Annotated in this window: 12 protein-coding genes; 8 read left to right on the forward strand and 4 right to left on the reverse strand. The window is 68.2% G+C overall.

Annotation, left to right across the window (positions count from 1 at the left end; translation table 11 throughout):
- Nucleotides 1-38 precede the first annotated feature (38 nt).
- Entirely contained in the window at nt 39-635 is a 597-nt protein-coding gene (locus ACFVJ5_RS17280) for a TetR/AcrR family transcriptional regulator (protein ID WP_379221160.1), read from the forward strand.
- A gap of 23 nt (nt 636-658) precedes the next feature.
- Here the strand turns inward: ACFVJ5_RS17280 and ACFVJ5_RS17285 are convergent, their stop codons facing one another.
- Genes ACFVJ5_RS17285 through ACFVJ5_RS17295 form a run of 3 tightly spaced genes read right to left on the reverse strand, consistent with a single transcriptional unit; the run spans nt 659 to nt 4,238 of the window.
- On the reverse strand, nt 659-1,912 hold the full coding sequence (locus ACFVJ5_RS17285; protein WP_379221161.1) for a glycosyltransferase family 4 protein: 1,254 nt from the start codon (nt 1,910-1,912) through the stop codon (nt 659-661).
- A complete protein-coding gene (locus ACFVJ5_RS17290; RefSeq protein ID WP_379221163.1) occupies nt 1,909-3,453 on the reverse strand; it encodes a 1,4-alpha-glucan branching protein domain-containing protein in 1,545 nt (514 codons plus the stop codon). Before ACFVJ5_RS17290 ends, ACFVJ5_RS17285 begins: the two co-directional genes overlap by 4 nt.
- Nucleotides 3,450-4,238: a class I SAM-dependent methyltransferase gene (locus ACFVJ5_RS17295; protein ID WP_379221165.1), complete on the reverse strand. Its 789-nt coding sequence runs from the start codon at nt 4,236-4,238 to the stop codon at nt 3,450-3,452. Before ACFVJ5_RS17295 ends, ACFVJ5_RS17290 begins: the two co-directional genes overlap by 4 nt.
- A 187-nt stretch (nt 4,239-4,425) precedes the next feature.
- On the opposite strand from ACFVJ5_RS17295, the gene ACFVJ5_RS17300 reads away from it, so the two are divergent.
- The 4 genes from ACFVJ5_RS17300 to ACFVJ5_RS17315 all read left to right on the forward strand — a co-directional run bounded on the left by ACFVJ5_RS17300 (nt 4,426) and on the right by ACFVJ5_RS17315 (nt 9,012).
- Nucleotides 4,426-5,211, forward strand: coding sequence for an electron transfer flavoprotein subunit beta/FixA family protein (locus tag ACFVJ5_RS17300; protein ID WP_067449214.1), 786 nt, complete (start codon nt 4,426-4,428; stop codon nt 5,209-5,211).
- Between the two features lie 37 nt (nt 5,212-5,248).
- Nucleotides 5,249-6,205, forward strand: coding sequence for an electron transfer flavoprotein subunit alpha/FixB family protein (locus ACFVJ5_RS17305; protein ID WP_379221167.1), 957 nt, complete (start codon nt 5,249-5,251; stop codon nt 6,203-6,205).
- A 219-nt stretch (nt 6,206-6,424) separates the two neighbouring features.
- Complete coding sequence (locus tag ACFVJ5_RS17310) at nt 6,425-7,990, forward strand: protein kinase (RefSeq protein WP_379221169.1); 1,566 nt, start codon at nt 6,425-6,427, stop codon at nt 7,988-7,990.
- 35 nt (nt 7,991-8,025) lie between these two features.
- Nucleotides 8,026-9,012 (forward strand): aminoglycoside phosphotransferase family protein, encoded by a 987-nt coding sequence (locus ACFVJ5_RS17315; RefSeq protein ID WP_379221171.1) that lies wholly within the window; start codon nt 8,026-8,028, stop codon nt 9,010-9,012.
- 20 nt (nt 9,013-9,032) lie between these two features.
- Here the strand turns inward: ACFVJ5_RS17315 and ACFVJ5_RS17320 are convergent, their stop codons facing one another.
- The gene (locus tag ACFVJ5_RS17320; protein WP_378633279.1) at nt 9,033-9,887 is read right to left on the reverse strand and encodes a LysR family transcriptional regulator; all 855 of its coding nucleotides are present in this window, start codon (nt 9,885-9,887) and stop codon (nt 9,033-9,035) included.
- Between the two features lie 145 nt (nt 9,888-10,032).
- Here ACFVJ5_RS17320 and ACFVJ5_RS17325 point away from each other — a divergent pair, with 145 nt between their 5' ends.
- The 3 genes from ACFVJ5_RS17325 (at nt 10,033) to ACFVJ5_RS17335 (ending at nt 13,395) form a co-directional block, all read left to right on the forward strand.
- The gene (locus ACFVJ5_RS17325; protein ID WP_379221173.1) at nt 10,033-11,367 is read left to right on the forward strand and encodes an NAD(P)/FAD-dependent oxidoreductase; all 1,335 of its coding nucleotides are present in this window, start codon (nt 10,033-10,035) and stop codon (nt 11,365-11,367) included.
- A 249-nt stretch (nt 11,368-11,616) separates the two neighbouring features.
- A complete protein-coding gene (locus ACFVJ5_RS17330) occupies nt 11,617-12,435 on the forward strand; it encodes a GNAT family N-acyltransferase (protein ID WP_358063701.1) in 819 nt (272 codons plus the stop codon).
- A 45-nt stretch (nt 12,436-12,480) separates the two neighbouring features.
- Nucleotides 12,481-13,395, forward strand: a complete 915-nt coding sequence (locus ACFVJ5_RS17335; protein WP_379221175.1) for a lysophospholipid acyltransferase family protein — start codon at nt 12,481-12,483, stop codon at nt 13,393-13,395.
- Nucleotides 13,396-13,632: the final 237 nt, after the last annotated feature.

Below are 13,632 nucleotides of genomic sequence, written 5' to 3' on the forward strand. Positions count from 1 at the left end.
GGCTACGGCCGGGCCCCAGCGCGTTGACCCGTGAGGAAGTGCTTGCCTCGCAGCGCGGACGACTCGGCTGGGCGGCTTTGAACGTCGTCGCGAAAAAGGGGTACCAGCAGACAACGGTCAGCGACATCGTCAAACGAGCCGAAGTCTCGCGCCGCACCTTCTACGAACTGTTCGCCGGTAAAGAAGACTGCTACGTCGCGGCCTTCGAGTTCACCGTCGAGGTCGTGCAGAACATGCTCAACTCGGCGCTACAGCCGTACACCGACCTCGACTGGACAATTCTCGTCCAGAAATCACTGCAGGAATACCTTGCGATCCTTGCCGGCGAACCCGACCTCGCCCGCGCCCTGCACGTGGAAGCTCTCGCCGTGGGCCCCGCCCTCACTGTGCATCGCGCAGGGATGAAAAAGGTCTTCGTCGACCGGATGCGCCGCGTGCACGGCATCGGCGTCGCACAGGGCGAACTTTCCGGCAACCCGCGCGAAGGAGTGCTGGACCTGCTCATCGGCGGTATCGACGATCGGATCAGAGACTGCATCGACACCACCGGACCACAAGGACTCCCTGGTATCGCCCCCGACTTGATCATCGCGGCTGTCGCACTGATCCGAGCAAGCGCCGAGCCGACACTCTGACTACAGGTCGCGCGAGATCGGCCTTACTTCGGATCGCGTTCCGGCAGGGGTCTTTCCACGATATCCGGGCGGCCGAGGGAGGTGCGGACTCGGCGTTTGGCGGCCGTGTAGACCTGGGCGGTTTCGGCGGCTACTACGTCCCAGGCGAAGTCGGCGGTGAGGCGTTCGCGGGCGGTGTGGGCGCGGGCCTGGGCAGTGGACGGGTCGTCGAGGACGGCGCGGGTGGCGTCTACCAGGCCGTCGATGTCGGCGGGGGCGAAGGACGCGCCGGTGACGCCGTCGATCACCGCTTCGCCCAAACCGCCTGCGGTGGAGGCGATCAGGGGGACGCCCGCGGCGGCGGCCTCGAGGGCGACGATGCCGAAGGGTTCGTAGCGGCTCGGCAGGACGATGGCGTCGGCGCCGTGCAGCCAGCCGAGGAGTTCGTCGTGGCCGAGGCTGCCGACGAAGTGGACGGCGCGGGCGACGCGGTGCACGCGGGCGCGTTCACGCAGCCACTCGAACTGGGTGCCGACACCGGCGACGGTGAGCGTGGTGCCGGGGTGGGCCCGGCGGATGCGGGGCAGGGCGGCGATCGCGTCCTGCACGCCCTTCTCGTATTCGAGGCGGCCGACATAGAGCAGGCGCGGCGGGCCGGAGCGCGGCGCGCGGGAACGGAAGGTCCACGAACCGACGTCGATGCCGTTGCGGATCACCGTGATCGGGGCGAGCTCGGGTCCGTAGAGCCGTTCGACTTCGTCCTGCATGGAGGTCGAGCAGGTGATGAGCTGATCGGATTCGTTGGCCAGCCACCACTCCACCGAGTGGACCTGCTTGTTGACCCGGCCCGACACCCAGCCGCTGTGGCGCCCGGCCTCGGTGGCGTGGATCGTCGACACGAGCGGAACGTCGTAGTACTCGGCGAGCGCGATGGACGGATGCGCGACGAGCCAGTCGTGCGCATGCACCACATCGGGCGTCCAGCCCTCGCCGACGCCCGGCTTGCCGAGCGCCACCCCGGCACGCACCATCGCGTGTCCCATGGCCAGCGTCCAGGCGAGCATGTCCTCGCCGAAGTCGAAGCACGGCGGGTCCTCGGCCACCGCGACGACGAGCACGCCGTCGGCGATGTAGGAGTGGGTGGGGTGGGTGACCGAGTCGGTTCCCGTCGGCCGGCGTGCCAGGACGACGACCTCGTGACCGGCCGCGGCCAGCTCGACGGCCAGGTGATGCACATGCCGACCGAGCCCACCGACCACGACCGGCGGGTACTCCCACGACACCATCAAAATCTTCATGCGGATCCTTCAACAGCGGCCGACGGGACAGCGGTCGGCAACCGCCGCGCGTCCAGACCAGGGAAGAATCCGTCGGCCATCGCCCATCCTGCCGCGAGACGGGTCGCTTTGGCGAACTGACCGGCGCCGATCGCCTCGGCGAGCTCGCGGACGGCGTGCGCGTGTTCGTGCGCCCGATCGCGGGCGTACCCGGCGGCGGAGTCCTTGCTGACCATGAACGCCCAGTCGCTGGAGACGGTGAGAATCGCCTCACGCAGCAACTGATCGGCGACCGGGTCGCGCAGGGATCCGTCGCGGCGCACCTTGTCGAGGGTGTCCAAGGCCAGTCGGACGATGTCGGCGTTGAGCTCGACGAGGTCGGCGACCTGGTCGCCCGCCCAGACCCGCCAGTCCTTGCCCGAACCCCACGAGGAGTCGTTGAGCTGCACAGGTTCGCCGACGAAGCCGTTCTCGCGGGCATCGGCGAGGGTGCCGACGTTCACGCCCGCTTCGGGCAGCGCGCGCAGCACCTGCTCGAGCCACTGCGGGCCCTCGTGCCACCAGTGTCCGAACAGTTCGGTGTCGAACGCGGCCACCACGAGGGCGGGCCTGCCGATCCGCGCGGACTCCTCGATCAGCCGGGCGCGGACGGTCTCGACGAAGTCGGCGACGTCGCGGGTGACCGCTTCGGCCGCCAGTTCGGGATCGTAAGGGGCCTTGTCAGGACCGTCGACGGTCTTGCCGGTGACGCGCGAGGGTTTGAGCCCGGTCGCGTGGTCGTAGTGGTGGAAATCGCGGTAGGCGCTCTGGCCGGGGTAGCCCTGTTTCGGCGACCAGACCCGGTAACTCACGGCCAGGTCGCGTCCGAAGGCGACGACCTCGGAATCGCGGACCGGCCTGCCGAGCGAGGTGTCGCCGCGCAGCGACGGGCCGTCGACCATGAAGTGGGTGATGCCCGCGGCGTCGTAGCCCCGTTCCATCCCGGGGGTGTAGCCGCATTCAGGTGCCCAGATGCCGGTCGGCGTGGTGCCCCAGCGCAGGTGCGCGTCGGCCAGGCCCTCGGTGAGCTGGAACTGGCGCAGGCGTGGATCGAGCAGCGGCTGGAACGGGTGCGCGAGAGGTCCGCCGAGCAGTTCGATCGCGTCGGCGTCGATCAGCGACCGCCAGACCGGCGAACCGCCGTGCTGCCAGTTCTGTTCGAAATCGGCCAGTGCCGTCGCGGCGAGCCGATGTTCGTGACGGCCCAGCGCCACATTTCCCGACATCGACGCCTCGTCGGCGCGCAACTGCCAGTTGCCCAGCCAGTGATGCATGCCCGCGAGGCAGTGTGGATCGTCGAGCTGCGCGGCGAGCACCGGGGTGATGCCGAGACTCAGCAGATGCGAACGTCCTTCGGTGGCAAGATTTTTCAGCACCTTGACCAGCGGCAGATAGGACGCGGCCCAGGACTGGTAGAGCCATTCCTCGCCGACCGGCCAGCGCCCGTGATGGGCGAGCCACGGCAAGTGGGAGTGCAGGACCAGCGTGAACTGGCCCGGCACGGCGGAGCGGGAATCGGTCAACGTGGTGCCTTTTCGGCGATCGCGACCAGATCCAGGCTCGCGTCGATATCGCCCGCACGCAGGTCGAAATCGTCGATGGTGACGGCCGCGACATCGGCGGTGAGGTCGGCGGGCCACGGCTCACCGGCCAGCGCCCGCTCGATCTGGGCGTCGATGAACGACCCACCGTGCTTGGCGTCCAGCGCTTTCAGGCTCGCGCCGTGGTGCACGCCCAGCATCTCGGAGACGGTGAACCCGGCATCGACGAGCAGTTCGGTCAGCTCGGCGGCGTTGAGTTCGCGGGTGTGGAACGGGTTGAGGGGGGTGTCGCGACCGGGGGAGAAGGTGATGCGATTGGGGGTGCTGATCAGCAGCACGCCGCCGGGGCGGAGCACGCGCAGGCACTCGCGCAGGAACTGTCCCTGGTCCCAGAGGTGTTCGATGACTTGGAAATTCACCACGACGTCGACGGATTCGTCGTCGAGGGGCAGCGCGGCGAGGTTGCCCTGGATCATCTGCACGCGCGGGTAGCGCGCGCGGACGTGCGCGACGGCGCTCTCGTCGTAGTCCAGGCCGGTGACGCGCTGCGCGACGCCCGCGATCATGTCGGCGCCGTAGCCCTCACCCGAGCCCGCCTCGAGCACGATCTTGTCGGTGCAGCGGTCGAGCAGGCGGGCATAGGCGATCTCGTGCCGACGGAACCAGTAGTTCTCCTCGGCGATGCCGGGCACCGTCCGCTCGCCGGTCAACGGCAGTGGTTCATGTGTGGCGGCCACAGGTGCGGCAGGGATCACAGCCTCGCTCATTGGTCCGAGGTTACTGGTACCGCCGGTTCACGCAGGAGTCAGGGACCTCTTGCGCAAGTAGGTTACCCACGAGTAACTTAGCGTAGGGTAGTGTTCCGATCTGAGCTAGATATCTCACACGGACGTACGGCTCAGCTCGTGCGGCCCCACCACACACGTGTCCCCAGAAGGAGGTCGACGAAGACCGATGCCGAACATCGTCGTACTCATCAAGCAGGTCCCCGACACCTGGTCCGAGCGCAAGCTGACCGATGGTGACTACACCCTCGATCGCGAGGCCGCCGACGCGGTGCTCGACGAGATCAACGAGCGCGCCGTCGAGGAAGCGCTGCTGATCAAGGAGGCCCAGGGCGGTGAGGTCACCGTGCTGGCCGCCGGTCCCGACCGCGCCAACGAGGCCATCCGCAAGGCGCTGTCCATGGGCGCCGACAAGGCCATCCACATCAACGACCCGGCGATCCACGGCTCCGACGCCGTGCAGACTGCCTACGTGCTGGCCGCCGCGCTCGGCCAGGTCGAGGGTGTCGAGCTGGTCATCGCCGGTAACGAGGCCACCGACGGCCGCGCCGGTGCCGTGCCCGCGATCATCGCGGAGTACATCGGCATCCCGCAGCTGACGCACCTGCGCAAGCTCACCGTCGACGGCGACAAGATCACCGGCGAGCGGGAGACCGACGAGGGTGTCTTCAAGCTCGAGGCGTCCCTGCCGGCGATCGTCTCGGTCACCGAGAAGATCAACGAGCCTCGCTTCCCCTCCTTCAAGGGCATCATGGCCGCGAAGAAGAAGGAAGTTCTGGTCTTCACCCTGGCCGACCTGGGCGTCGACCCGGAGACCGTCGGTGTCGCCAACGCGGGCACCCAGGTCACCGGTGCCACCCCGAAGCCGGCTCGCACCGCGGGCGAGAAGATCGCGGACGAGGGCGAGGGCGGCAACCAGATCGCGTCCTACCTCATCGGTCAGAAGATCATCTGATCCGGCGCCGTCCGAGACTTCCAAGGAGAAAGAACTAATGGCTGAAGTACTTGTGCTCATCGAGCACGCCGACGGTGCCGTGAAGAAGGTCAGCACCGAACTGCTCACCGCCGCCCGTGCGCTGGGCGAGCCCGCCGCCGTCGTGACCGGCCCCGCCGGTACCGCCGACAAGCTGGCCGCCGCGCTGGCCGCCGGTGGCGCCGAGAAGATCTATGTCGCCGAGTCCGACGACATCGAGGGCTTCCTGGTCACCCCGAAGGTCGACGTCCTGGCCGGCCTGGTCGATTCCGCCGCGCCCGCCGCCGTGCTGGTCGCCGCCTCCGCCGAGGGCAAGGAGGTGTCGGGCCGCCTTGCCGCGCGCATCGGCTCCGGTCTGCTCGTCGACGTCATCGGCGTCAACGCCGACGGCTCCGCTGTGCACTCCATCTTCGGTGGCGCGTTCACCGTCGAGGCCAAGGCCACCGGCGACGTGCCGGTGATCTCGGTGCGCCCCGGCGCCATCGAGGCCGCTCCGCAGGCCGGCGCGGGCGAGCAGGTCGTCGTCGAGGTTCCGGCGCAGGAAGACGGCGTCGTGAAGGTCATCTCGCGTGACCCGATCGTCGGTGGCGACCGCCCCGATCTCGCCGAGGCGAGCATCGTGGTCTCCGGTGGCCGCGGCGTCGGTTCCGCCGACAACTTCGCGGTCGTCGAGGCGCTGGCCGACTCGCTGGGTGCCGCTGTCGGCGCCTCGCGTGCCGCTGTCGACTCGGGCTACTACCCGGGCCAGTTCCAGGTGGGTCAGACCGGCAAGACCGTCTCCCCGCAGCTCTACATCGCCCTCGGCATCTCCGGCGCCATCCAGCACCGCGCCGGCATGCAGACCTCGAAGACCATCGTCGCTGTCAACAAGGACGAGGAAGCACCCATCTTCGAGATCGCCGACTACGGCATCGTGGGCGACCTGTTCAACGTCTCCCCGCAGCTGACCGAAGCCGTGAAGTCCCACAAGGGCTGATCGCCACCCGGTCGGTTCGACCTCGGCCCGCGAAACCCGTTCCTGCGCCAGCGCAGCCCGGTTTCGCGGGCCGTTGCCGTTTCCCGGACTGGGCACGGGGCGCTGAGCGGTCGACCTCGCAACATCGAGTGGTGCGTGTGGCGGAGTCGACCACCGTCGCGAAGGCGTGTGGCGCAGGTACTTCGGTGGAGCTCGCCGACGGCGGGTAGCGTGCGAGTTGTGTTGGAATCGGGGGCGGGGTTCGCTGGATATCGCTTGGAACGGGTGCTCGGGCAAGGGGGGATGGGGACGGTCTATCTGGCCGAGCATCCTCGGTTGCCACGCAGTGTCGCGCTGAAATTGCTGAATCGGGAGTTCTCGGCCGATCAGGAATTGCAGCGGCGGTTCGAGCGGGAGGCCGATGTTGTCGCGCAGCTGGATCATCCGAGCATCGTCGGGGTGTACGACCGTGGCAGCGATGACGGCTATCTGTGGATCGCGATGCAGTTCATTCGCGGAACCGATGCCGCCACCTGGGATTCGCGTGCGCACGAGCCGGGGGTCACCGCGCGTCTGATCGGGGAAACGGCGTCGGCACTGGACTACGCCAACCAGCACGGGGTGCTGCACCGCGACGTCAAGCCGGGCAACATCCTGATCGCCGACGCCGAACACGGTCGCGAAATCCGGGCGGTACTCACCGATTTCGGGATCGCCCGGGTGGCCACCGCCAACACCCAGCTCACGGCGACGGGCACCTTCACCGCCACCCTCGCCTACGCCTCACCCGAGCAGCTCTCCGGTGAGATCGTCGACCACCGCAGCGACCAGTACTCGCTGGCCTGCACTCTGTTCGCGATGTACGCCGGTCACCCGCCCTACACCGCGACCAACCCCGGCCAGGTGGTCGCGGGCCACCTGTCGCAGCCGGTGCCGCGACTCACCACGGTCAGAACGGATCTGCCGCCCGCGGTCGATGGCGTCATCGCCCGCGCGATGGCCAAGCGTCGCGACGAGAGATTCGGCAGTGCAACGGAATTCACCGACGTACTGCGGGATGCGCTCGAGGGAAGGCATGTCGTCGCGCCGACCGTGCGTCAGCCGTGGACCGACCCCGCACACCAGGTCCCGGGCTCCGGTGAACACGCGCAGCGGCCATGGACGGACCCCGCCCAGCAGTGGCACAGCTCTGATGGACACCCGCAGCAGTCCGTCCCGTCCGGGTACGCACCGCAGCCCGCCCCGCAGGCATATGGCTCCGGCGGACAGGTGCGGCCCGGGTGGGGACGCGCGGAATACGGTGTGCCGGTTGGCGACCCGCGGATGCACCCGATGGCGGCAGGCGGTCCGTGGCAGCAGGCCGCGGTCGGCGGCCCGGAGCCGTCGAAGGCCGCCGCCTTCTTCGTCGGCATCGTGACATTGCTGTTCAGTCTGTCGATCGCGGCCTTCCTGATCTACGGCATCACCGAAACCCTCGACGAGATCGACCGGGGCAAGGATCCGAGCGGGTCGTTCATGGCGATCGCGATTCTCACGGTCGTCGTCGCGTTCACCGGCAGCGGCGCGGTGTTACTGCTCTGCGCGCGCACCGCCGGTCGCGTCATGTCGATCATCACGGCGGTGCTCGTCGGGCTCTTCGCGCTGTTCGGGGTCATCGGGTCCGCGGTGGGCGAGGTCTACGCCGCGACCGCAGCCAGTGCCGCGGTGTTCGTCCTCTCGGCGGCGCTGGTCGGCTTCGCCGCATCATCGTCGACCGGGCGCTGGATCCGCTATCGCAAGGCGGTGCGCGCGAGTCGTTGGCGATGACCGGCGGTATACGCGGTGGTCAGTAGGGTGGGCTGATGTCGTCGGGGTATGTGCCGGTGGTGTTGCCACCTTCGGTCGAGGAGACGGTTCGGGCGGTGTTCGGTGCGGCCGGGGCGCGGTGGATCGACGCGTTGCCCGAGGTGGTGGCCGGGTTGGCCGCGCGGTGGGGGCTGACGGAGTTCTCCGCGCCGTTCGGTGGCGGAACGCACGCCTATGTGGCGGCCGCGCGGCGCGTGGGCGGGGCATGGGTGGTGTTGAAGGTGCCGATGGTCGACGAGGAGAACGTCGCCGAGGCCACCGCACTGCACAGCTATGACGGCGACGGTGCGGTGCGGCTGCTCGATTTCGACCCGGACAGCGGTGCGCTGCTGCTCGAATGGGCCCGTCCGGGCACGGAATTGCTCACGCAACCGGGGTTCCCGAGCCTGGAGGGTCGACCGGAGAACGCCGACAAGGTGGCGTTCGCCTGCGGGCTGTATCGCCGACTGCGGCGCGTCCCGTCCGCGGTTCCCGCCGGTTTCCCGGAGCTACCCTCGGCCACCGATATCGTGGCCGGTCTCCGCGCACGGCTGGTCGATCCGGAACCCGCACTGGCCGAGCACATCTCACCGCTGCTGCGCGAACAGGCGGCACGCAAGTGTGCCGAGTTGAGCGTGCCGGCCGGTGAACTGCTGATCGTCAACCGCGACACCCATCTCGGCAATATCGTTGCCGCCGAACGTGAGCCGTGGCTGCTGATCGATCCGAAACCCTGCCTCGGCGAGGCCGCCTTCGACGCGGGCTTCCTGATCATGATCCAGGTCCAGACGACTCCCACCCCCGAGCACGCGCGCGCCGTGGTGGTCACGACGGCGCGACATCTCGATGTCCCGATCGACCGCGCGGGCGCCTGGGCTTTCCTGCGCGCGATCGAGGAGATCGTGTGGTCGGTCGAGGACGGTGACGACGAGACCCTGCCCCTGCACCTGGCGGTCGCGACGGCGCTGGCCGGCGACCCGTGGCGATCCGGCGAACCGAGGTGAACGGCCGGGACCACCGCTGCTCACGGTCGGTGCAGCGCATCCAGCAGGGTCTGCACGATCGGATTCTCGCGGGCGTCCTCGCGCAGGACCGCTGACACGGGGATGCGCAGGCGGTGGTCGGTGAGGTCGAGGGTGAGCAGGCCCTTGGTGGGGCCCTCGTAGAGGATCGTCCAGGACTCGGGGCGGTTGAGCAGTTCCATCGTGGCGGTGTGATCGGGCGGGATCGGCGGGCCGAAGGTGGGTCCGGTCGGGAGGTCGGCGAAGGCGGAGCGGATCAGTGTGTGCAACAACACCTGCTCCTGCTCGGGCGGGAGCAGCAGCGGATAGGGGCTCAGATCGGCGAGGGTGACCGCGCCGCGTTCGGCGAGCGGATGATTGCTCGAGATGGCGATCACCAGGTCCTCGACCCATAGCTGTTCCACCGCGAGACCCGGCTGTTCGACACTGCCGCGGATCAGCGCCAGATCGCAGTCGCCGTCGGCCACCGCCGTGATCCGCTGACGGAACGGTTTGATCACGTATTCGATCTCGGCGTCGGGGTGCGCGGCCCGCGCGGTGGCGATCGCCGACAGCGACGGCGCGGCGAAAGACATGTTGGCGGCCAAACGAATGCGCGGTCCGGTGGTGCGCACGGCGGCGCGGATCGCCGATTCCAGGCTCAGCATCTGCTTGGCCAGTGGCAGCAGGCGCGAGGTCGCGTCGGTCGGGACGACGGCGCGGGTGGTGCGTTCGAACAGTTGCGCGCCGAGGTCACGTTCCAGTCTCGCGATCTGGTGGCTGATCGCGGATTGGGAGATGAAGCATCGGTTGGCCGCGCGGCTGAAACTGAGCTCCTCGCAGACGGCCACGAAGTAGGCCAACTGTCGAAGTTCCACCAGGTACCTCCCATTGATTAGTTATGCAGATAAGAGTCATCTCTAGTATGCGCCCAGGCAGTGGAAACATCTTCGTTCCGCATCGCGTTTACTCATAGGAAAGGATTTATTACCGATCTGGAACGCGATCTTGGAGCGAGTGATCATGGAACACACAGATGTCGTCATCGTCGGCTCGGGCTTCGGAGGCCTGGCCGCAGCCAAGCAACTGGCCAAGTCACGAGTCGGTGTCGTGCTGATCTCGAGCACGCCCGAACACCTGTTCCAGCCGCTGCTCTATCAGGTGGCGACCGGCGTGCTCGCGCCCGAGGAGATCGCGCCGCCGATCAAGAACGTACTGCGTCGCCACCCCGAGATCGACGTCCGCCTCGGCAAGGTCACCGGCATCGACGCCGAGAACGCGGTCCTCACCTACGAGACCGCCGACGGCCCCCGCCAGATCGCCTACGCCTCGCTGATCGCCGCCACCGGCGCCAGCCAGAGCTACTTCGGCCGCGACGACTTCGCCGAGAAGACCTATTCGCTCAAGACCATCGACGACGCCCAGCGCCTGCGCGACCAGATCGCCCACGTGTTCGCACTGGCCGAGGGCGCCGACGAGGTGACCAGGCACCGCCTGCTCAGCTTCGTGGTGGTCGGCGCGGGGGCGACCGGTGTCGAGGTAGCGGGCCAGATCAAGGAACTCGCGAAACGGCACTTCCACCAGCAGGTTTCGGTGACCCTGGTCGAGGGCGCGGGCGAGGTGCTGCCGCCCTTCGGCGGCGGGCTCTCGGAGTACGCGAAGCGCTCGCTCACCGACAGCGGCGTCGAGGTGCTGCTCGGCACCTTCGTCACCGACATCGACGAGGGCAAGGTGACGGTCAAGGACAAAGAGGGCATGGAGCGCCGGATCGCCGCCGAGACGGTGGTGTGGTCGGCGGGCGTGCAGGTCGGCGGCTTCGCTACCCTGCTCGCCGAGGCCACCGGCGCCGAGACCGACCGCGCGGGCCGCATCCTGATCAACCCCGACCTGACCGTCGGCGGCCACGCCGACATCTACGCCATCGGCGACATGACCTCGCTCAACGGTTACCCCGGCCAGTCGCCGGTCGCCATGCAGGAGGGTCGCCACGCCGCCGACATCATCCGTCGCAAGAAGGACGCGGGCACGCCGTTCGTCTACTGGGACAAGGGCAGCATGGCCGTGATCAGCCGCTTCAGCGCGGTGGTGAAGCTCAACGAGCGCGTGACGTTCAAGGGCACCATCGCCTGGGCGATGTGGCTGGCCGTGCACCTGATGTATCTGGTCGGCTTCCGCAACCGCTTCGCCGCGGTGGCGGGGTGGCTGGTCGCGTTCATCGGGACGGCACGTCCCGGCTTCGACGAGGCCGAGCGGGCGAAGGTGGAGCCGACGAAGGCTGAGCCGGCGAAGGTCGAGTCGGCGGATGCCGGACGCACCGACGACACCGCAGCGGCTACCAAGGAGCGGGTGCACGCCTGATCCGTCCCTGCGACGGCCCGCCGAGGAATCGGCGGGCCGTCGTCGTTTTCGCAACGCTCGAAATACCCGATCGCGAAGCGGGTCCAGCGCCGAAATCGGTCGTGTTCGGCTAGAAACCCGCAGGTGGGCGAACGATGGGCAGCGGGTCGGTAAACGCCCGGTGTGACGCCCATCTCGTTCACCGAACGGGCATCGGCACGACACTGGAGCGTCGCTCCGATGCCAGCTCGGACTGGCTTCATCAGCAGTATGACAATTTCGTCCGTGTTGACCGCCCCGGCGCCGGACTCCGGGGTGGGGAAATCTCGGTACTCCTTGGTCGTCGCGTCTGATGCCGAGCACCGGGAAGCCGCACAGCGACTGCGCTATCAGGTGTTCGCCTCCGAACCCGGTTTCCAGATGCCCGAGAACGCCACCGGCCTCGACGCCGACAAGTTCGACGAGCACTGCGACCACCTGCTGGTTCGGGACGAGTTCTCCGAACAGTTCGTCGGCTGCTACCGCATGCTGCCGCCGGACAAGGTCGACGCGGCGGGCGGCTACTACACCGCCACCGAGTTCGATCTCACCCAGCTCGATCCCACGGGCAACCGGATCGTCGAGATGGGCCGGGCCTGCGTGGTGCCCGATCACCGCAACGGCTCGGTGCTCACCCTCATGTGGGCGGGCATCCTGCACTACATCCAGCTCACCGGCTACGACTGGGTGATGGGCTGCGTGTCGGTGCCGATGCAGGATTCGCCCACCGATCCGGCCGGGGTGAACGTGCGCGGCGTGCGCGACCAGCTGCTGGGCCGCCACGCGTGCGACCCCGAGCGTCGCGTGCACCCGTACAACCCGGTGATCGTCGACGGACTCTCGCTCGACCAGATGACCCCGCCGAGTCGTCCCAAGATGCCGCCGCTGCTGCGCGGCTACTTACGCCTGGGCGCCGAGATCTGTGGCGAACCGGCCCACGACCCCGATTTCGCCGTCGCCGACTTCGTCGCGCTGCTCGGCATGGAAACCATCAACACCCGGTATCTGGAGCGGCTGCAGAGCGCGGCCGCCAATTTCGACGGGAAGTAAACCATGGTGTTCGACGCGCCGCCCGCAACGCACTCTCATTCGTGGATGCCGTCGAGCCCCTGTGGTTCCGGCTGCATCGAGCCGATCGACGAGGTCGGCACCGCCAGGATGTTCGCCCGCCTGGCCGGTATCGCCGGGCTGGTGCTCAGCTTCCCGGTGTTGACCGTGGCCACCCCGAAGTTGCGCCGCGAACAGGTGCAGCGTCGCTACGCCAGGGCGGCGCTGGGTTGCCTGGGGATGCGGTTGCGCATCATCGACAACCGCGTTCCCGGGCAGGGCGCGTCGGCGGAGGGCTTCGCCGATACCGGCACCGCGGTGATGATCGTGGCCGGGCACATCGGCTGGGCGGATGTGGTGGCGCTGGCCGCGGTGCAGCCGGTCAGCTTCGTCGCCCGTGCCGACATGGTCGAATGGCCGCTGCTGGGCAAACTGGCCAAGCTCACTCGCGTCATCCCGATCGAGCGGGCGCGACTGCGTGAGCTGCCCGGCGTGGTCGGGCAGGTGGCCGACCGGCTGTCCGCCGGTAACCGGATCGTTGTCTTCCCCGAGGGCACCACCTGGTGCGGCCGGGCCTACGGTTCGATGCGGCCCGCCATGTTCCAGGCCGCCGTCGACACCACCACCCCGGTTCAGCCGGTGCGGCTGCGTTACCTGGACAGCGACGGAATGCCTTGCACCGTACCGGGTTTCGTCGGCACCGACACCTTCGCGGATTCGGCGAAGCGAGTGCTGCGCAGTAGGGGCATGATCGCCGAGATCGTGCTCGAGCCGCTCGAGCACCCCGGGCTGGATCGCCGGGATCTGGCCCGGCGCTGCGAGACGGCGGTGCGTGGCACCGACCGTTCCCGCCACGGGGTGGCCGACACCCAGTGGATCGAAGCGGGCAATACCCGCGTGCAGGACCCCTCGATGGGGGAGCAGGAGCAGGTTCGCCGACCGGCGAGGGCTACTGCCTGGTAACCATTCCCGGCCGGAATCATCGATTACCGGAGACCGCGTTCGCGGTCTCCGGTTTTCTCGTCTGCGTCGGAGGAATCGTCACGGATGTGCTGGTCGGCGACTGGGTGACAAATAGTGGGAATGTGAAATGCTCGTGTCCGCTCGACGATTGTTCGTCCTGCGTATGACCTGCGTATGAGCTGTGTAACAAACTGGCCAGTCGGCTATACCCAGTGGTGTGTACGTTGAAACGATCAA

Source organism: Nocardia sp. NPDC127606, assembly GCF_042671725.1.
Lineage (GTDB): Bacteria > Actinomycetota > Actinomycetes > Mycobacteriales > Mycobacteriaceae > Nocardia.

Bases quoted from the DNA above. Each gene is read 5' to 3' on its own strand.
- ACFVJ5_RS17285 (WP_379221161.1), bottom strand. From the start codon at position 1,912: ATGAAGATTTTGATGGTGTCGTGGGAGTACCCGCCGGTCGTGGTCGGT.
- ACFVJ5_RS17295 (WP_379221165.1), bottom strand. From the start codon at position 4,238: ATGAGCGAGGCTGTGATCCCTGCCGCACCTGTGGCCGCCACACATGAA.
- ACFVJ5_RS17325 (WP_379221173.1), top strand. From the start codon at position 10,033: ATGGAACACACAGATGTCGTCATCGTCGGCTCGGGCTTCGGAGGCCTG.
- ACFVJ5_RS17335 (WP_379221175.1), top strand. From the start codon at position 12,481: ATGCCGTCGAGCCCCTGTGGTTCCGGCTGCATCGAGCCGATCGACGAG.
- ACFVJ5_RS17305 (WP_379221167.1), top strand. From the start codon at position 5,249: ATGGCTGAAGTACTTGTGCTCATCGAGCACGCCGACGGTGCCGTGAAG.
- ACFVJ5_RS17330 (WP_358063701.1), top strand. From the start codon at position 11,617: ATGACAATTTCGTCCGTGTTGACCGCCCCGGCGCCGGACTCCGGGGTG.
- ACFVJ5_RS17300 (WP_067449214.1), top strand. From the start codon at position 4,426: ATGCCGAACATCGTCGTACTCATCAAGCAGGTCCCCGACACCTGGTCC.
- ACFVJ5_RS17315 (WP_379221171.1), top strand. From the start codon at position 8,026: ATGTCGTCGGGGTATGTGCCGGTGGTGTTGCCACCTTCGGTCGAGGAG.